Genomic DNA, 17403 nt, shown 5'->3' on the forward strand with positions numbered 1-17403 from the left:
CCAGCTGCTCCAGGGCCAGGCGCTGGAGGATCTTGCGGATGCCGGTGCGGCTGATGCCGAAGACCTCGGCCAGGGCGTCCTCGCGCAGGCGCGCCCCGGGCCGCAGGCGGTGCTCGATGATGGCGTCGCTGATCGAGCGGTGGATCTCCTCGTGGCGCTCGGCACCGTCCCCGTTCTTGCCCGGCCGGCCCGCACCGCCGCGTTCGGCAACCGTCTGGCGCTGGTTCATCGAGTCCCCTCCTCCCCTGGTCATCACCGGCATGCGCGATCATTGTATACATATCGAGACCGTGCCGGCGACTTCGCGGGTCACTCCTCCCAGGCGGCGATGACCGCACGCTCCTCGTCGGTCATCCCGGTCATGTTGCCCAGCGGCATGTAGCCGCTCGCCACCACCTCCTTGACCTTCGCCCGCTGGGCCCGGAGCTGTTCGGGGGTGTCATAGGCCATGCCGGCCGGCGGCGCGTTGAAGCCCGGCTGGCTCGGCTCGCGGGAATGGCAGGCCACGCAGCGCGCCTCGACGATCGCGTGCACCTCATCGAGGTCGGGCGCCACCGCCGCCGTGGCATTGGCCTGGCCGCCGCCGGCGGGGGCCGCGATCCAGAACGCCACCAGGAGCAGGGCCACCCCCGCCGCCGGATAGGCCGGGCGCTTGTGGCCGGCGTGCATCAGCACGAAGTACTGGCGGATCAGGGCGCCGGCGAAGATGAACAGCGACATGATCACCCAGGCCAGCTCATGGGAGTAGGCGAAGGAGTAGTGGTTGCTGATCATCAGCAGCACCACCGGCAGGGTGAAGTAGGTGTTGTGCACCGAGCGCTGCTTGCCGCGCTTGCCGTCCAGGGGATTCGGCGTCTCGCCGGCCTTCATCGCCTTCACCATGCGGCGCTGGCCGGGGATGATCCAGAAGAAGACGTTGGCCGACATGGCGGTGGCCATCACCGCGCCGGTGAGCAGGAAGGCGGCACGCCCCGAGAAGATCTGGCTGCTCAGGTAGGCCACCACCACCATCATCACCGCCACGGCGATGCTCAGCAGGCCGTCGCGCTGCATGTCGGGGCTGATGCGCTTGCACAGCTCGTTGTAGACCACCCAGCCGGCCAGCAGGAAGGCCAGCGCCACCACATTGGCCTGCCAGCCGCTCATGTTCGCCGCCCAGGCCCAGTCACTGCCCGGGTTCACCAGGTAGAAGCTCGGGTTGACCATGTAGAGGATCACGAACAGGCCGAAGCCGGTGAGCCAGGTGGTATAGGCCTTCCAGAACGACCAGTGCAGGTCCTCGGGCAGCTTGTCGGGGGCGCTGGCGTACTTCTGGTTGTGGTAGAAGCCGCCGCCATGCACCGCCCACATCTCGCCGAAGACGCCCTTCTCCCGGTCCTCGGCGGCCTTGGGCGTGCGCAGGCTGTTGTCCAGCATCACGAAGTAGATCGACTCGCCGATCCAGGCGATGGCCGCGATGACGTGCAGCCAGCGCAGCAGGAAGTTGGTGAAATCCAGCAGGTAGGCTTGCATGGGGGGCCTCGTCGAGCGTCTTGTTATGGGCGTATCGGGAGGGAAAGCCCCTCAGCTTCCGCGGTAGGTGGAGTAGCCATAGGGCGAGAGCAGCAGCGGCACATGGTAGTGCTGGCCGGCATCGGCCACGCCGAAGCGCAGCGGGATCACGTCGAGGAAGCGCGGCTCATCGGCCTCGACGCCCCGGGCGCGCAGGTAGTCGCCGGCATGGAAGAGCAGCTCGTACTCGCCGGTGGTGAAGTCGTCGCCCTCCAGGAGGGGGGCGTCGCAGCGCCCGTCATCGTTGGTGACGACCGCCTTGAGCCGGGTGCGGGTCTCGCCCTCGAGGCGGAAGACCTCGATGCGGATGCCCTGGCCGGGGCGGCCCTGGGCGGTGTCCAGCACATGCGTGGTCAGGTATCCCATGGGGTTCTCCTTTGCGTATCGGGTGGGTCGCTGCCTGGCGCCGCCCTCGGCGGGCAGGCCTCATCAGATCCTTAGTGAAGACAGTTTTAGCCTTTATTGGGGTACATTTCAAAATATTTTTGTATACACTTTATGGCAGGAGCCTCGAGATCCCTCGACTGCCCCGCCACGGCCTGCTCGCCACCGTGCGCCAACAGGCCGCCACACCAAGCAGAGGAGCCCCAGGATGACCGACAAGATCCTCACCCCGCCCCCCAGCCAGCTCGACCAGCAATCCTTCGTGGCCCACTACGGGGATATCTACGAACACTCCCCCTGGGTCGCCGAGCTCGCCTGGCAGCACGGCCTCTCCCCCGCCGAGGACACGCCAGAGGGGCTGGCCGAGGTGATGGGGAGCGTGCTGCGCGAGGCGAGCCCCGACCGCCAGCTCGAGGTGATCCGTGCCCACCCGGACCTCGCCGGCAAGGCGGCGGTGGCCGGCGAGCTGACCGACGACTCCACCCGCGAGCAGGCCGGCGCCGGCCTCGACCAGTGCACGCCCGAGGAGCTGGCCCGCTTCGAGCGCCTCAACGCCGCCTACAAGGAAAAGTTCGGCTTCCCCTTCGTGATGGCCGTCAAGGGCAGCGACCGCCATGCCATCCTCGCCGCCTTCGAGGCGCGCCTGCCCAACGACCCGGCCGAGGAGCGCCGCACCGCCATCGAGCAGATCAACCGCATCGCCCGCTTCCGCCTGGACGCCCGTCTCGGCTGAGAGCCGCGCTTCCGGCATGAGCGCCCTCCCCGGCGGCCCGCTACGGGGCCGTCTCGCGACACCCCCTGACGCCAGCGAGCAGCCGATATCTCGGCTGCTCGCTGGCTGGCGTGCCGGGCGGGGCTTCCCCCACCCGGCAGGGCGGACAAGGCGCGCCCGGGTCAGCCGCCCCGCGCGACCCCCGCGGCACGGTCGGCCCCGGCACTCTCCCGCTCGGCAGCGCCGACCTTCCCGGCATGCGGGCCAGCCTCGGCCTGTCCGGCGGCCTCGGCATCCGCCCTGGCGATCTCCTCGCGCTCCCGGGCCTCGTCGGCCAGCGAGGTGCGGGGCAGCACGATATTGAGCACGAAGGCGGTGATGGCGGCCACCACGATGGGCGCCCCGCCGATCAGGTTCCTGAGCATCGCCGGGAACTGCTCGATCGCCGCCGGCACCTGGGCGATGCCCAGGCTCAGCGCCAGCGCCAGCCCCACGATCGTCATGTTGCGGGCCGACAGCTCATCCTTGATGAGCAGCTGGATGCCGGTCATGGTGATCATCCCGAAGACGATGATGGTGGCCCCGCCCAGCACCGGGTAGGGAATGGTGGTCATGATGGCGCCGAACTTGGGGCTCAGGCCGGCCAGGATCATGAACAGGCCGGCGATGGCCAGCACGTAGCGGCTGATCACCTTGGTCATCGCCACGATCCCCACGTTCTGGCTGAAGGTGGAGGTCGGCAGGGCCCCGAAGAAGGCGCTCGCGGCGGTGGTCAGGCCGTTGCCCAGCAGCCCGCCGGTCAGCTCCTTGGTCCTCAGTTCCCGGTTCATTCCGCCCACGGTGGTGGCGGAGAGGTCGCCGATGGTCTGCACGGAGTTGATCACGCAGATCACCACCATGGAGACGATGGCCGCGGCATGGAACTCCATCTCGAAGGGCATCACCTCCGGCACCGCGACCCACTTCGCCTCGACCACGGAGTCGAAGCTGACCATGCCCAGGGCCAGCGAGAGCAGGTAGCCCACCAGGATGCCGACCATGATGGCCGACAGCTTGACCACCCCCCTGCCGAACTGGGAGGCGACCAGTACCGTGAGCAGCGTGACCAGGCCGACGGCCCAGTTGATGGGCGCCCCGAACCCCGGCGCCTCGACGTTGCCGCTGCCCGCCATGTAGCGGATGGCGATGTCGTAGAGTGACAGGCCGATCACCAGCACCACGGTCCCCGCCACCACCGGCGGGAAGAGGTGCCGGATGTACTGGATGAAGTAGCCCACCACCATCATGGTGATGCCGCCGACCAACTGGGCGCCGATGATGCCCTCGATGCCGAACTGCCCGCCCACGGCGATCAGCGTCGGCACATAGGCGAAGCCCACCCCGAAGATGGCAGGCAGGCGCGCGCCGAACTTCCAGACACCGTAGAGGTGGAAGAGCGTGCAGACCCCGGAGGCCAGCACGGCGATCTGGATCAGCAGCAGCTTCTCGGCGGGCGTCGCACCCACCACGCCGGCGATGATGATGGGCGGCGTGATGACGCCGGCCACCATGGCGAGGACATGCTGGAGGGAGATCGGCAAGGCCTTGGCCAGCGGTGGCTTGCCGTGGAAATCGAAGATCGAGGTGTTGCGGGGGCTTGTCTGCATGGGTAAGACCACTGCTTTTATTGTCGCCATTATTTGTATACAAGAAACCCTGGCACACTGTCGCACACTTTGGAATGCGCTTACTCACAAAGTCGTACGCCGTCATGGTCGGGCATGGCCGGCGATGCCTTGACGACACTCAGCCCGGGCAGCATGTCCTACACTACACAAATATTTTGTATACCGGAAATATTTTCCACTAAACACGATAAAGGTGGAGAAAGCCCGACACCCCCGCCGGCAGCGCGTTTCGCACCGCGTACCGGGCGGCCTACACTGGAGACACGTCTTCCCAACGAGGAGCACCGTCATGTTCCGTGATCGACTCGATGCCGCCGAGCGCCTCGCGCGACGCCTCTCCCACCTGAAGGGGCACGATCCGCTGATCCTGGCCATCCCGCGGGGCGCAGTGCCCATGGGACGGCTGATCGCCGACGCCCTGGAGGGCGACCTCGACGTGGTGCTGGTACGCAAGCTGGGGGCGCCGGGGAATCCCGAATATGCCATCGGCGCGGTCAGCGAGGATGGCAGCGTGGCGCTGGAGGAGGCGGCGCGGCACTACCGCGAGGAGGCGGTGACCCGCGAGACGGAGCGGCAGTGCGCCCTGCTCGAGGAGCGCCGCCGCCGCTATACGCCGGTGCGCGCCCCCATCGACCCGAAGGGGCGCATCGTGGTGGTGGTGGATGACGGCAGCGCCACCGGCGCCACCATGGCGGCGGCGCTGAGCACCCTCAGATCACGGGGTCCGCAGACGCTGATCGCCGCCATGGGGGCGGCGCCGCCGGATACGGTGGCACGGCTCGAGGCGCTGGCCGACGAGGTGGTCTGCCTGGAGACGCCCTGGAACTTTCAGGCCGTGGGGCAGTTCTTCGCCGACTTCAGGCAGGTGGAGGACGAGGAGGTCATCGCGCTGCTGGGCAGCGAGCACGGCTGAGGCGGTCAGCGGGCCCGCAAAAAAGAACACGGGCGCCACCCGAGGGTGACGGCCCGTGAAAGCCGGCCGGGGCCGGCGCTTGCCATGCTCGATGGCCAGGGAGCTTACTTGGCTGCCGTGGTGGCCGCCTTGATGCCGTCCTCGGCGAGCTTCTGGCTCTTCTGGACGTACTCCTGGCTGAGGCTCATGAGCTTCTCGGCGTCGCCGCGCAGGCGCTCGCCAACGTCCTGGCTGGCCTTCTGCTGGGACTCCACGACCGACTTGAGGCTCTCGGCGTCACGCACGTCCAGCCAGCCGCGGGCCTGGGCCAGGCCCATGTCGGTCAGGGCGCGCACCGCGTCGAACTGGGCGGCGACCAGCTTCTCGGTGTAGTCGAGGTTGAGGGCGCCGAAGCTGCGTGCGGGTGCCACGAACATGGACTCGAACTGTTCGGTGGCCTGCTGGGTGGTTGCCTTGCTCATGAAACACCTCCATCTGTGGTGGGACTCCGGGGCCTGCCGCCCCGTGCTGCATTGCAACATAGCAGGCCTCTTTGTGCGGTGCAACATCCAATGGGAATTGCGGGGCTTCCGCCATGCCGTCGGCCATGAACCATGACGCCCGGCCGGGGCCGGGCGTCATGGTGAGGGACGAAAGCGTGTCGTTCAGCGCTCACCGAACAGGTGCCGGCGCGCCTCCTCGTCCATCTCCACCCCGTTGCTCGGGTTGACGCGCTCGACCAGCGCATAGGCGCGCTGCACCGCAGGGCGTGCGTCGATGGCCCGCATCCAGCGCAAGACCTCGGGAAACGCCTCGATGTCCTGCCCCTGCTTCTCCCAGGACCTCACCCAGGGGTAGGTCGCCATGTCGGCAATGGAGTAGGCGTCGCCCCCCAGGTAGTCGTGGTCCTGCAGGCGCCTATCCAGCACCCCATAGAGACGGGCGGTTTCCCGGACATAGCGCTCGACGGCGTAGTCGATGGTCTGCGGCGCATAGTGGCGGAAGTGATGGGACTGACCGGCCATGGGCCCCAGCCCGCCCATCTGCCAGTAGAGCCACTGCAGTACCACATAGCGCTCGCGCCCGGCACCGGGAAGGAAGCGGCCGGTCTTGTCGGCCAGGTACTCGAGGATCGCCCCCGACTCGAACAGGCCCAGGGGCTGGCCGCCGTCCGCCGGCGCCCGGTCGACGATGGCCGGGATGCGGTTGTTGGGAGCGATCTCGAGGAACTCCTCGGCAAACTGCTCGCCACGGCCGATATTGACCGGCTTGACGACATACTCGAGTCCCGCCTCCTCCAGGAAGATCGTGACCTTGTGCCCGTTGGGAGTCGTCCAGTAGTAGAGATCGATCATCGCTCTGCTCCTCGGGTCCTTCGCCTCAGCGATAGGCCCCCTCGATGTCGGTGATGCGCAGGGCCTTGCGCCCCAGGCCGCCGTGCTGGTCAAGCATGCGCTCGAGCCAGCCATGGACCGGGTCGGCGTTGGACACCAGGTCGGCACTGGAGACGCAGCGTGCCCACATGAAGCTGCCGAAGACCAGGTAATCGGCGCCTGCCGGGGCCTCGCCGTCGAGGAAGTCGGCCTCCTTCAGTTGGCCGCGAAGCGGTTCCAGGGCCGTATCCAGCTGGGCCAGGCCCTTGGCCGGGGAGTGGAACTCCTCGAGGGTGCGTCCGAAGCGCTTCTCGCGGGTATCGCGGAAGTAGGCCCGGTCGTCGGGATGGATGGCGTTGAGCAGGTCCATGATGATGGTGCGTATCATCGCCGGGGCCAGCGAACGCTCGGCATAGTGCTTGAAGAAGCGCCCACGCGCCTCGGCCAGCCCCTCGCCCAGCAGCGGCGCCTCGGGATAGGTGCGGTCGAGGTAGCGCAGGATCTCGTAGCTGTCGGTGACTACCTCGTCGCCGTCGACCAGTACCGGCACCTTGTCATGGTCGGCGAAGGCCAGGGCCTGCTTCTCGGAGAAGCGCCAGGGCCGCGTCTCGACCTCCAGCCCCTTGTGGGCCAGGGCATAGCGCACGCGCCAGCAGTAGGGCGAGAAGCGCAGCCCCTCATCGATGCCGCAGAGATCGTAGAGCACTCGTGTCATGCCGCCTCCTGGTATCCGGTCATGGGTATGGTCCGATAGTGCCAGCCTTTGCCGGACACCGCCACGCCGTCGCAGGCGTGTCGCCCGGCGACGGCGACTTGTCCATTAGTCTAAGATCCCGCGCGGGAGGGAGAGGAATCCGCCTGCCGGCTTGCCGCGGAAGCCTCTGAATCATCGACTATTTCAGAAAACCCTGTTGTATTCCGGTCTCCTCCAGGATTGGTCATACCAGTTAACCAGCAATGGCCAAGCCGGACGCCTGCGCTTAAGGTGCGCCTTCTTCATGCCCCGCTCGGTCGGGGAGGCTCCACGACCAACCGTTCCAACGCGAAAGGAACCCCTCCATGAACGAAACGATACTCGCGCTGCTCGCCTTCGTGCCCCTGGTACTGGCCGGTGTGCTGCTGATCGGCTTTCGCATGCCCGCCAGGACCGCCATGCCGGTGGTCTTCGTGGTCACCGCGCTGATCGGGCTGCTCGCCTGGGAGATGACCTTCTCCCGGGTGGTGGCCTCGACCCTGCAGGGCCTGATCCTGACGGTGGCGATCCTGTGGATCATCTTCGGCGCCATCCTGCTGCTCAACACCCTGAAGCACTCGGGGGGGATCAAGGCCATCCGCAACGGCTTCTCGGGGATCAGCCCGGATCGTCGCGTCCAGGCGATCATCGTCGCCTGGCTGTTCGGCTGCTTCATCGAGGGCGCTTCCGGCTTCGGCACCCCCGCCGCCGTGGCCGCCCCGCTGATGGTGGCGCTGGGCTTCCCGGCGCTGGCCGCCGTGGTGGTGGGCATGATGATCCAGTCCACCCCGGTCTCCTTCGGCGCCGTGGGCACCCCGATCGTGGTGGGGGTCACCGGCGGCCTGGACCGCATCGGCATCACCGAGACCCTGGAGGCCGGCGGCGCCGGGTGGATGGAGTACTTCCGCCTGATCGCCGGTGAGGTCGCGGTGATCCACGGCATCGTCGGCATCCTGATGCCGCTGATCATGGTGGTGATCATGGTGCGCTTCTTCGGCGCCAACCGCTCCTGGAAGGAGGGCCTCTCCATCGCCCCCTTCGCCATCTTCGCCGGCATCTGTTTCGTGGTGCCCTACATGCTGGCCGGGGTGCTGCTGGGGCCGGAGTTCCCGTCGATGATCGGCGCCATGGTCGGCCTGGCCATCGTCGTGCCGGCCGCCCGCCGCGGCTTCCTGATCCCCAAGGACACCTGGGACTTCCCGGAGAGTACCTCCTGGCCCGATGCCTGGATCGGCAAGCTCGAGATCAAGCTGGATGACGTCACCGGCAAGGCGCCTATCTCCACCCTGATGGGCTGGGTCCCCTACGTGCTGCTGGCGGTGATCCTGGTCGCCTCGCGCACCATCGAGCCGTTCAAGAACGCCCTGACCTCATTCGCCTTCAGCTGGAACAACATCCTCGGCGAGGCGGGCGTCTCCGGCAGCATCCAGCCGCTCTACCTGCCCGGCGGAATCCTGCTGATGGTGGTGCTGCTCACCGCCCTGCTGCATCGCATGCGCCTCGGCGAGCTCAAGGCAGCCTTCGGCGAGTCCACCCGCACCATCTTCGGCGCCGGTTTCGTGCTGATCTTCACCATCCCCATGGTGCGTATCCTGATCAACTCCGGCGTCAATGCCGCCGACCTGGTCTCCATGCCGGTGGCCATGGCCCAGCTCGTGGCCGACAGCGTGGGCGGGGTCTACCCGTTCTTCGCCCCGGCCGTGGGTGCCCTGGGCGCCTTCATCGCCGGCTCCAACACCGTCTCCAACCTGATGCTCTCCGACTTCCAGTTCAACGTCGCCCAGCAGCTCGGCCTCTCCACCGCCTTCATGGTGGCGCTGCAGGCCGTGGGCGCCGCGGCGGGCAACATGATCGCCATCCACAACGTGGTGGCGGCCTCGGCCACGGTGGGCCTGCTGGGCCGCGAGGGCGAGACCATCCGCAAGACCATCCTGCCGACGATCTACTACCTGATCGCTGCCGGGATCATCGGGCTGGTGGCCTTCTATGTGCTGGGGATCAGCGACCCGCTGCTGCGCCTGGGCTGATCGCCATCCGCTTCAGTGACAACAGCCCCCACGGCCAGGCCGTGGGGGCTGTGTCGTTTCCGGGCAGCCATCAGGCCCGGCCAGGCCGCAAGAATCAGTCGATCCGCTTGAGTTCCGTGGCATGACGCCGGCCGCGTTCCACGTAGCCCTCGGCATTCTTCCTCAGGCCCTCGATGGCCTCCTCGGAGAGCTCGCGCACCACCCTGGCCGGCGCCCCCACGATCAGCGAATTGTCGGGGAAGCTGGCCCCCTCCTTGACCACGGCCCCCGCGGCCACCAGGCAGTTCCTGCCGATCACCGCCCCGTTGAGGATCACCGCCTGGATCCCCACCAGGCTACCGTCGCCGATGGTGCAGCCATGCAGCATGGCCTGGTGCCCCACGGTCACGCCCGTGCCCACGGTCAGCGGGTAGCCGGGGTCGGCGTGCAGCACCGCCCCGTCCTGGATATTGCTGCCTTCGCCGACCTCGAGGTGGTCGGTGTCGCCGCGCAGTACCGCCTGGTACCAGATGCTGGCGTTGCGCTTGAGGGTGACCCGTCCGATCACGTCGGCCGTCTCGGCCACGTAGACGTCGTCACCGATTGCAGGGCGGTCCTCGCCGTACTGATAGATCGCCATGGAAGGGGTCTCCTCTAAATGATCAATGGCCCACTCAGGCCCCCGAGCGGGCCACGAAGCTCCGGAAGGCGGCCAGGATGCCGGGGATGTCGTCGTCGCCGACGTCCAGGTGCAGGACCAGGCGGGTGGTCGCGCCCACGGCCGCCAGGATCCCCCGGGCCGCCAGGTGCGACCCCAGTGCCCTGGCGTCGGCCTCGGGCACCGTCAGGAATACCATGTTGGTGTCGCAGGCCTGCACCGCGATCCCGTCGATATCGGCCAACCCCTCGGCCAGTTTCCGGGCATGGGCGTGATCCTCGGCCAGGCGCTCGACGTGATGCTCCAGGGCATGGTGACACCCCGCCGCCAGGATGCCGACCTGCCGCATGCCGCCGCCCAGGGTCTTGCGCCAGCGACGCGCCCGGGCGATGAAGGGCTCATCGCCCACCAGCACCGAGCCGACCGGGGCCCCCAGCCCCTTGGAGAAGCACAGCGACACCGAGTCGAAGCCCTGGCACAGGTCCGCCAGGGGCCGGTCGCTTGCCACCGCCGCGTTGAACAGGCGGGCACCGTCCAGGTGGGTGGCCAGGCCATGGGTGCGCGCCAGGGCAATGGCCTCGGCCCGGTAGTCGGCGGGCAGCACCCGGCCGCGGAAGGTGTTCTCCAGGGCCAGCAACCGCGTCCGGGCATGGTGGATGTCCGCCCCCTTGATCGCGGCCTGCACCTTGCCCAGGGGCAGGGTGCCATCGGGGTCATGCTCGATGGGCTGGGCCTGGATGCCGCCGAGGGCCGCGGCACCGCCCCCCTCGTCGCGGTAGATATGCGCGAGCTGGCCGGCGATGAAATCGTCGCCGCGCTGGCAGTGCGTCAGCAGGGCCGCCAGGTTGCTCTGGGTGCCCGAGGAGAAGAAGAGTCCGGCGGCCTTGCCGGCCCGTTCGGCCACCGCGGCCTCGAGGACGGCGACCGTGGGATCGTCGCCCCAGACGTCATCGCCGACCTCGGCCCGCGCCATGGCCTCGCGCATGGCCGGGGTGGGCCGCGTCACGGTGTCGCTGCGCAGATCGATCATGCTCAACCGCCTCGTTCGGGTGTCGGTAAAGGGGGCCGACGGGCCTGGATGCAGGGCGCCGTCGGCCGCGGACTCAGGCCAGCGCCCGCTCGAGGAGCCGGGCCACATGGATCGCCTCCCGTCCACTGCCGTCGCGGATCTGGTGGCGGCAGCTGGTGCCGTCGGCCACCAGCACGGCATCGTCGGCGGCCTCGCGGACCGCCGGCAGCAGCGACAGCTCGGCCATCTTCATCGAGGCATCGTAGTGCTCCGCCTCGTAGCCGAAGCTGCCGGCCATGCCGCAGCAGGAGGAGACGATGGTCTCTACCTCGAGGCCGGGAATCCAGGAGAGCACCTGCTCGACCGGACGCAAGGCATCGAAGGCCTTCTGGTGGCAGTGGCCATGCAGCATTGCGCGCGGGTGCTCTACCGGCTTGAGGTCGAGCGGCAACTCGCCGGCGTCACGCGCCCGGACCAGGAACTCCTCGAACAGGAAGGCCGATTCGGAGAGGGCCCTGGCCTCCTTGCCGAAGCCATACTGCAGGAACTCGTCGCGCAGGGTCAGCAGGCATGAGGGCTCGAGCCCGACAATCGCCACGCCCCGCCTGACATGGGGCATCAGGTGGTCCAGGGTGCGACGCGCCTCCAGTCGGGCCTTGTCGAACTGCCCGGAGGAGAGGTAGGTGCGCCCGCAGCACAGCGGCCGCTCGCCCTTCCTGACGTTGAGGTGCACCCGGTAGCCGGCGGCCTCCAGCACCCGCTTGGCCGCCCGGGCATTCTCGCCCTCCAGGTAGTTGTTGAAGGTATCGACGAAGAGCAGCACCTCGCGGGGGGCCTGGACCACCTCACCCCGCGATTCGGCGAGGAAGTTGCCGCGAAAGCGCGGGAAGTCGCGCTGCACCGCGAGCCCCAGGGCCGTCTTGACCCGGCGCGAGATCAGCGGCACGCGCTCCACGGCACCCAGCAGGCCGGAGAATCGGCTGGCCCAGGGGGCATAGCGCGGCATCTCGCCGACCATGCGGTCTCGCCATGACAGCCCCCTGGCCTTCGCCCGGGCGGTACGCGCCTCGATCTTGAACTTGGCCATGTCGACGCCGGTGGGGCAGTCGCGCTTGCAGCCCTTGCAGGAGACGCAGAGGTCGAGCGCCTCCTTGACGTCGTCGCTTGCCAGCCCCTCGTCGCCGAGCTGGCCGGAGAGCACCAGGCGCAGGGTGTTGGCGCGCCCGCGGGTGAGATGCTGCTCGTCGCGGGTGATGCGATAGCTCGGGCACATGGTGCCAGCATCGAACTTGCGGCAGTGGCCGTTGTTGTTGCACATCTCCACCGCCATGGCCAGGCCATGGGTAGGGTCGCCGGCGCTGCCGGGCTCGCCCTGCTCGCCGGAGAGCGGGTCGCGGGTGACGTTCCAGGGAGACCAGTCGAACACCGGCGTCATCGGAATCGTCCGGTAGGTGGAGGCAAAACGGAAGTAGCGCTCGTCATCCATCCTCGGGGTATCGACGATCTTGCCCGGATTGAAACGATTCTCGGGGTCGAAGAGCCGCTTCACCTCGCGGAAGGCATCGTTGACGGTCTCGCCGAACTGCCAGGCCACCCACTCGCCGCGGCACAGGCCATCGCCGTGCTCGCCGGAGTAGGCGCCCTTGTACTCGCGCACCAGGGCGGAGGCCTGCTCGGCGATCTCGCGCATCTTCTCGGCGCCGTCGCGGCGCATGTCGAGGATCGGCCGCACGTGGAGGGTGCCTACGCTGGCGTGGGCGTACCAGGTGCCTTCGGTGCCATGACGATGGAACACCTCGGTCAGCCGATCGGTGTACTCGGCCAGGTGCTCCAGCGGCACCGCGCAGTCCTCGATGAAGGAGACCGGCTTGCCGTCCCCCTTCATGCTCATCATGATGTTGAGCCCCGCCTTGCGCACGTTCCACAGCGCCTTCTGCTCGGCGGCCTCGGGCATCTCCACCACGCTCTCCGGCAGGCCCAGGTCGGCCATCAGCTCCGAGAGGCGCGCCAGCGAGGCGAGCTGGGCCTCGCGCTCCTCCCCGGCGAACTCCACCAGCAGCACGGCCTCGGGCCTGCCGATCAGTGCCTTCTCGATCACCGGGCGGAAGGCCGGGTTCTCCAGCGACAGCTCGATCATGGTGCGGTCGACCAGCTCCACCGCGGAAGGGTCCAGGGTGACGATGTGCCGGGTGAGGTCCATCGCCTGGTAGAAGGTGGGGAAGTTGACCACCCCGAGCACCTTGTGCTCGGGCAGCGGCGAGAGGCGCAGGGTGATGCGGCGGCTCACGGCGAGGGTGCCCTCGGAGCCCACCAGCAGGTGGGCCAGGTTGGCGCGCCCGTCCGGGTCATAGGGCTTGGGGTTCTGGCAGTCGAAGAGGTCGAGGTTGTAGCCGCCGACGCGGCGCAGCACCTTGGGGAAGTGTTCGCGAATCTCGGGGGCCACGCCCTCGGCGATGGCCTTCACCCGCTCGGCCAGTTCCCGCACCCTCCCCGAGGCCGGCAACTGCTCGACGAAGCCGAAGTGGCCCTCGCTGCCGTCGGCCAGCAGCGCATCCACGCCCAGCACGTTGTGCACCATGTTGCCGTAGCGGATCGAGCGCGAGCCACAGGAGTTGTTCCCGGCCATGCCGCCGATGGTGCACTGGGCACTGGTGGAGACGTCCACCGGGTACCAGAGGCCATGGGGCTTGAGCCAGGCGTTGAGGTGGTCGAGCACGATCCCGGGCTCGACCACCACGGTGCGCGCCTCGGGGTCGAACTCGACGATCTCGTCGAGCCAGCGGGTGCTGTCGATCACCAGCGCCTCACCCACCGTCTGGCCGCACTGGCTGGTGCCGGCGCCGCGCGCCAGAACCGGCACCCCGGCGTCCCGGGCGATCTCCAGCGCCAGCGCCAGGTCACGCTGATGGCGCGGAATCGCCACGCCCACCGGGGTGACCTGGTAGATCGAGGCATCCGTCGAGTAGCGGCCCCGGGAGGCGTCGTCGAACAGCACCTCGCCCTCGAGCTCGCGTGACAGCCGGGCCGCCAGCTCGGTCACCGGCTTGATCCGGGCATCCGGGGCCCTGCCGGCCCGGGAATTGTCCTTCAGGGACGTCATGGGATCTTCCTCCGCCATGCGTGGCACTGCCGATGGTCAGTGGGCGGCCTCGAGGGGCTGGCCGGCGAAGTAGTCCAGCGCGGCCGCCACGCCGCTGCCCTTCAATGGCACGCCCGCCAGCTTCAGGCCCGCCTCGCAGCCGCCCAGGGTGGCGATCAGGGTCAGGTCGTTGCAGTCGCCCAGGTGGCCGATGCGGAACATCTTGCCCTTGGCCTTGCCGAGCCCCGTGCCCAGCGAGAGGTCGAAGCGCTCATGGATGATCTTGCGCACCGCGTCGGCGTCGGTGCCCTCGGGCATCACCACCCCGGTGAGCACCGGCGAGTAGAGGGTCGGGTCCTGGCACTGGATCTCCAGCCCCCAGGCCTCGACCGCCGTGCGCACGCCGGCGGCCCAGCGCTGGTGGCGTGCCAGCACGTGCTCCAACCCCTCCTCGAGCAGCATGTCCAGCGACTCGTTGAGGCCGTAGAGCAGGTTGGTGCTGGGGGTATAGGGCCAGTAGCCATTCTTGTTGGCCTCGAGGATCTCGTCCCAGGCCCAGAAGCTCTTCGGCATGGCGTTGTGGCGGCTCGCCTCGATGGCCTTGTCGGAGACCGCGTTGAAGCTGATCCCCGGGGGCAGCATCAAGCCCTTCTGGGAGCCGGAGATGGTGACGTCCACCCCCCACTCGTCGTGGCGGTAGTCGGCACTGGCCAGCCCCGAGATGGTATCGACCAGCAGCAGCGCCGGGTGCCCGGCGGCGTCGATGGCGCGGCGTACCGCGGCGATGTCGCTGGTCACCCCGGTGGAGGTCTCGTTGTGCACCACGCAGACCGCCTTGAGCCTGTGCCCGGTGTCTTCCCTCAGGCGCGCCTCGATCATGTCGGCCTGCACGCCGTGGCGCCAGCCCTCGTAGCCCGGCAGGCCGATGAACTCGGGCGCCAGGCCCAGGCGGGTGGCCATCCTGTGCCACAGGGTGGCGAAGTGGCCGGTCTCGAACATCAGCACCTCGTCGCCCGGCGAGAGGGTATTGGCGAGTGCCGCCTCCCAGGCGCCGGTCCCCGACGCCGGGTAGATGATCACCGGGTTGTCGGTCTTGAAGACCTTCTTGACCTTGGCCAGCAGTTCGCGGCCCAGGGCGCCGAATTCCGGGCCCCGGTGGTCGATGGTCGGAAGGCTCATGGCGCGCAGGATGCGATCCGGCACCGGGGAGGGGCCGGGAATCTGCAGGAAGTGGCGACCGGAGGGGTGGAAGTCGAGGTTCAGCATGGGGAAATCTCCGTGCATCTTGTTCTTGGATAATGAATGCAATTCATCTCTCGAAAAGGCGCCTACTTGATGCAGCCCTCGGCCCTCAGGGTCTCGAGCTCCTCGGCAGACAGCCCCATGCCACCGAGGACTTCATCGGTGTGCTGGGCGAACAGCGGTGCCGGCTGACGGATCTGCGACGGGGTACGCGAGAACTTGCTGGGGAAACCGATGGTCTTCATCCGGCCGATCGTCGGGTGGTCCATTTCCTGCACCATGCCGCGCGCCAGGTAGTGCTCGTCGCTCATGGCCTGGGCGAAGTCGTTGATCGGCCCGGCGGGCACCCCGGCCGTGTCGCAGCGCGCGAGCCAGTCGTCGACGTCGCGCTCGGCCATGATCGACTCCAGCAGCGCCTCGAGTTCCTCGACGTGCTGGCCTCGGTCGTGATTGGTCAGGAAGCGAGGGTCTTCCATCAGGTCCTCGCGCTCCAGCACGTCCCGGGCGAACCGCTCCCAGGTCCGCTGGTTGGCGCAGCCCAGCATCAGGTAGCCGTCTCGAGCCTTGATCGCCTGGTAGGGCGCCGAGACCCGATGGCGCCAGCCGGTCGGCTCGGGCACCCGGCCCTCGGCGAAATAGGCCGCCGCCTCCCAGGTGAACCAGGGCAGGCCACACTCGGTGATGGCGATGTCGATATGCTGGCCCTCACCGGTGTTCATCTGGTGGATGACGGCGGCGAGGATCGAGTAGGTGGCGGTCAGGCCGGCGCCGATGTCGTAGACGGCGATGCCGGTCTTGAGCGGCCGACGCCCCGGCTCGCCGGTCATCGACATCAGCCCGGTCATGCCCTGGGCGACCAGGTCGAAGCCCCCCTTGTGCCGGTAGGGCCCGGTCTGGCCGTAGCCGGAGATCGAGCAGTAGACGATGCCCGGGTTGATCGCCTTGATGGTGTCGTAGTCGATCTTCAGCGACTGGGTCACCCCGGTGCGGTAGTTCTCGACGATGACGTCGGCGTCCCGGGCCAGGCGGTAGAAGATCTCCCGGGCCCGGTCGTCCTTGAGGTTGAGCGAGATGCTCTTCTTGTTGCGGTTGATCTGCGAGAAGCAGGTCGACTCGTCGTTGACGTAGGGGCCCATCTGGCGGCTGTCATCGCCGCCGTTGAGCTTCTCGACCTTGATCACCTCCGCGCCCATGTCGGCCAGCACCATGGTGCAGTAGGGGCCGGCCATGATCTGGGAGATGTCGAGGACCTTGAGGTTCTGCAGTGGCAGCATCGCTATGCTCCCTCCATTGCTGTCGTTCATGCTAGCGGCCGCGCCACTCGAAGGGCGTCTTGTGGACGAACCGGTTCACCGCCGCCTTGAAGTCGTCGCTCATGTAGCAGGCGGTGACCCAGTCGTCCCCGGCCTCGGGGGCAGGACGACGCTCGGCGAGCACCCGCCCCACCAGCGCCTTGCTGGCCTGGACGGTGAGCGGGGCGCGCCGGGCGAATTCGGCGGCGATGACCGCCACCTCCTCATGGATCACCTCGGCGTCGAACACGGCATTGACCAGCCCCGCCTGGGCCGCCTCCTCGGCCCCGAACAGCCTGGCCATCATCAGTGCCTCCTTGGTGCGGGCCACGCCGACCATGTCGACCATCCGCGAGACGTTGCTCATCGACAGGGTATTGCCGAGCGTGCGCGCGATGGGCACGCCGAACTTCATGCTGGGCGTGCAGTAGCGAAAGTCGCAGACCAGCGCCAGGGCTGCCCCGCCCCCCACGCAGGCCCCCTCGATCAGGGCGATGGTGGGCCTGGGCAGTGCCTCGAGCTTGCCCACCACCCGGTCGATGCGCCGCTCGTAGCCGGTGGCATCCTCGGGGGCGTCGAAGTGCGTGAACTGGCCGATGTCGGTACCGGCGACGAAGGCCTCGCCTCCCATCCCATGCAGCACGACGGCCACCACCTCGTCATCCTGGGCGAGCCGGTCACAGCAGGCTTCCAGGGCGTCATACATCTCCCAGGTCATGGCATTGCGGCTCGCCGGGCGATTGAAGCCGATCCAGGCGATACCGCCTTCGCGCCGCAGGATCACGGATTCGTCGCTCATCATGTT

Annotated in this window: 16 protein-coding genes; 3 read left to right on the forward strand and 13 right to left on the reverse strand. The window is 68.1% G+C overall.

The features are described from left to right. From SCI24_RS11190 to uraH, 3 genes are all read right to left on the reverse strand, one after another. Positions 1–229, reverse strand: a 229-nt coding sequence (locus SCI24_RS11190; RefSeq protein WP_318725446.1) for a GntR family transcriptional regulator, incomplete at its 3' end; no start/stop codon positions are given. A gap of 80 nt (positions 230–309) precedes the next feature. Further along, a complete protein-coding gene (locus tag SCI24_RS11195; RefSeq protein WP_318725447.1) occupies positions 310–1512 on the reverse strand; it encodes a urate hydroxylase PuuD in 1203 nt (400 codons plus the stop codon). A 51-nt stretch (positions 1513–1563) separates the two neighbouring features. Next, positions 1564–1917, reverse strand: a complete 354-nt coding sequence (gene uraH / locus SCI24_RS11200) for a hydroxyisourate hydrolase (RefSeq protein WP_318725448.1) — start codon at positions 1915–1917, stop codon at positions 1564–1566. Between the two features lie 226 nt (positions 1918–2143). Between uraH and uraD the strand changes: the two genes are divergently transcribed. Continuing rightward, positions 2144–2668: a 2-oxo-4-hydroxy-4-carboxy-5-ureidoimidazoline decarboxylase gene (gene uraD / locus SCI24_RS11205; RefSeq protein WP_318725449.1), complete on the forward strand. Its 525-nt coding sequence runs from the start codon at positions 2144–2146 to the stop codon at positions 2666–2668. 161 nt (positions 2669–2829) lie between these two features. Here the strand turns inward: uraD and SCI24_RS11210 are convergent, their stop codons facing one another. Next, positions 2830–4293, reverse strand: coding sequence for a nucleobase:cation symporter-2 family protein (locus tag SCI24_RS11210; protein ID WP_318725450.1), 1464 nt, complete (start codon positions 4291–4293; stop codon positions 2830–2832). Positions 4294–4603: 310 nt separating this feature from the next. Between SCI24_RS11210 and SCI24_RS11215 the strand changes: the two genes are divergently transcribed. Continuing rightward, positions 4604–5227, forward strand: coding sequence for a phosphoribosyltransferase (locus SCI24_RS11215; RefSeq protein WP_318725451.1), 624 nt, complete (start codon positions 4604–4606; stop codon positions 5225–5227). Positions 5228–5331: 104 nt separating this feature from the next. Here SCI24_RS11215 and SCI24_RS11220 read toward each other — a convergent pair whose 3' ends face one another. From SCI24_RS11220 to SCI24_RS11230, 3 genes are all read right to left on the reverse strand, one after another. Beyond that, positions 5332–5688, reverse strand: coding sequence for a phasin family protein (locus SCI24_RS11220; protein ID WP_318725452.1), 357 nt, complete (start codon positions 5686–5688; stop codon positions 5332–5334). A gap of 183 nt (positions 5689–5871) precedes the next feature. Then, positions 5872–6561, reverse strand: a complete 690-nt coding sequence (locus tag SCI24_RS11225) for a glutathione binding-like protein (protein ID WP_318725453.1) — start codon at positions 6559–6561, stop codon at positions 5872–5874. Between the two features lie 25 nt (positions 6562–6586). Next, positions 6587–7294, reverse strand: a complete 708-nt coding sequence (locus tag SCI24_RS11230; RefSeq protein ID WP_318725454.1) for a glutathione S-transferase N-terminal domain-containing protein — start codon at positions 7292–7294, stop codon at positions 6587–6589. A 344-nt stretch (positions 7295–7638) separates the two neighbouring features. Here SCI24_RS11230 and SCI24_RS11235 point away from each other — a divergent pair, with 344 nt between their 5' ends. Further along, positions 7639–9339, forward strand: a complete 1701-nt coding sequence (locus SCI24_RS11235; RefSeq protein ID WP_318725455.1) for an L-lactate permease — start codon at positions 7639–7641, stop codon at positions 9337–9339. 94 nt (positions 9340–9433) lie between these two features. Here the strand turns inward: SCI24_RS11235 and SCI24_RS11240 are convergent, their stop codons facing one another. From SCI24_RS11240 to SCI24_RS11265, 6 genes are all read right to left on the reverse strand, one after another. Then, positions 9434–9958, reverse strand: coding sequence for a gamma carbonic anhydrase family protein (locus SCI24_RS11240; protein ID WP_318725456.1), 525 nt, complete (start codon positions 9956–9958; stop codon positions 9434–9436). A gap of 34 nt (positions 9959–9992) precedes the next feature. Further along, complete coding sequence (gene ltaE / locus SCI24_RS11245) at positions 9993–11006, reverse strand: low-specificity L-threonine aldolase (RefSeq protein WP_318725457.1); 1014 nt, start codon at positions 11004–11006, stop codon at positions 9993–9995. Positions 11007–11079: 73 nt separating this feature from the next. After that, complete coding sequence (locus SCI24_RS11250) at positions 11080–14085, reverse strand: FAD-binding and (Fe-S)-binding domain-containing protein (RefSeq protein WP_318725458.1); 3006 nt, start codon at positions 14083–14085, stop codon at positions 11080–11082. A 36-nt stretch (positions 14086–14121) separates the two neighbouring features. After that, complete coding sequence (locus SCI24_RS11255) at positions 14122–15330, reverse strand: pyridoxal-phosphate-dependent aminotransferase family protein (RefSeq protein ID WP_318725459.1); 1209 nt, start codon at positions 15328–15330, stop codon at positions 14122–14124. A 62-nt stretch (positions 15331–15392) separates the two neighbouring features. Next, positions 15393–16580: a CoA transferase gene (locus SCI24_RS11260; RefSeq protein WP_318725460.1), complete on the reverse strand. Its 1188-nt coding sequence runs from the start codon at positions 16578–16580 to the stop codon at positions 15393–15395. A 31-nt stretch (positions 16581–16611) separates the two neighbouring features. Further along, complete coding sequence (locus tag SCI24_RS11265; RefSeq protein WP_318725461.1) at positions 16612–17397, reverse strand: enoyl-CoA hydratase/isomerase family protein; 786 nt, start codon at positions 17395–17397, stop codon at positions 16612–16614. Between the last annotated feature and the right edge of the window lie 6 nt (positions 17398–17403).

This window comes from Halomonas sp. (genome assembly GCF_033549285.1).
GTDB lineage: Bacteria > Pseudomonadota > Gammaproteobacteria > Pseudomonadales > Halomonadaceae > Halomonas.

Coding starts and splice junctions, on each gene's coding strand:
- SCI24_RS11230 (WP_318725454.1), bottom strand. CDS start 7,294: ATGACACGAGTGCTCTACGATCTCTGCGGCATCGATGAGGGGCTGCGC.
- SCI24_RS11265 (WP_318725461.1), bottom strand. CDS start 17,397: ATGAGCGACGAATCCGTGATCCTGCGGCGCGAAGGCGGTATCGCCTGG.
- SCI24_RS11220 (WP_318725452.1), bottom strand. CDS start 5,688: ATGAGCAAGGCAACCACCCAGCAGGCCACCGAACAGTTCGAGTCCATG.
- SCI24_RS11250 (WP_318725458.1), bottom strand. CDS start 14,085: ATGACGTCCCTGAAGGACAATTCCCGGGCCGGCAGGGCCCCGGATGCC.
- ltaE (WP_318725457.1), bottom strand. CDS start 11,006: ATGATCGATCTGCGCAGCGACACCGTGACGCGGCCCACCCCGGCCATG.
- SCI24_RS11235 (WP_318725455.1), top strand. CDS start 7,639: ATGAACGAAACGATACTCGCGCTGCTCGCCTTCGTGCCCCTGGTACTG.
- SCI24_RS11255 (WP_318725459.1), bottom strand. CDS start 15,330: ATGCTGAACCTCGACTTCCACCCCTCCGGTCGCCACTTCCTGCAGATT.
- uraH (WP_318725448.1), bottom strand. CDS start 1,917: ATGGGATACCTGACCACGCATGTGCTGGACACCGCCCAGGGCCGCCCC.
- uraD (WP_318725449.1), top strand. CDS start 2,144: ATGACCGACAAGATCCTCACCCCGCCCCCCAGCCAGCTCGACCAGCAA.
- SCI24_RS11240 (WP_318725456.1), bottom strand. CDS start 9,958: ATGGCGATCTATCAGTACGGCGAGGACCGCCCTGCAATCGGTGACGAC.
- SCI24_RS11260 (WP_318725460.1), bottom strand. CDS start 16,580: ATGCTGCCACTGCAGAACCTCAAGGTCCTCGACATCTCCCAGATCATG.
- SCI24_RS11210 (WP_318725450.1), bottom strand. CDS start 4,293: ATGCAGACAAGCCCCCGCAACACCTCGATCTTCGATTTCCACGGCAAG.
- SCI24_RS11215 (WP_318725451.1), top strand. CDS start 4,604: ATGTTCCGTGATCGACTCGATGCCGCCGAGCGCCTCGCGCGACGCCTC.
- SCI24_RS11225 (WP_318725453.1), bottom strand. CDS start 6,561: ATGATCGATCTCTACTACTGGACGACTCCCAACGGGCACAAGGTCACG.
- SCI24_RS11195 (WP_318725447.1), bottom strand. CDS start 1,512: ATGCAAGCCTACCTGCTGGATTTCACCAACTTCCTGCTGCGCTGGCTG.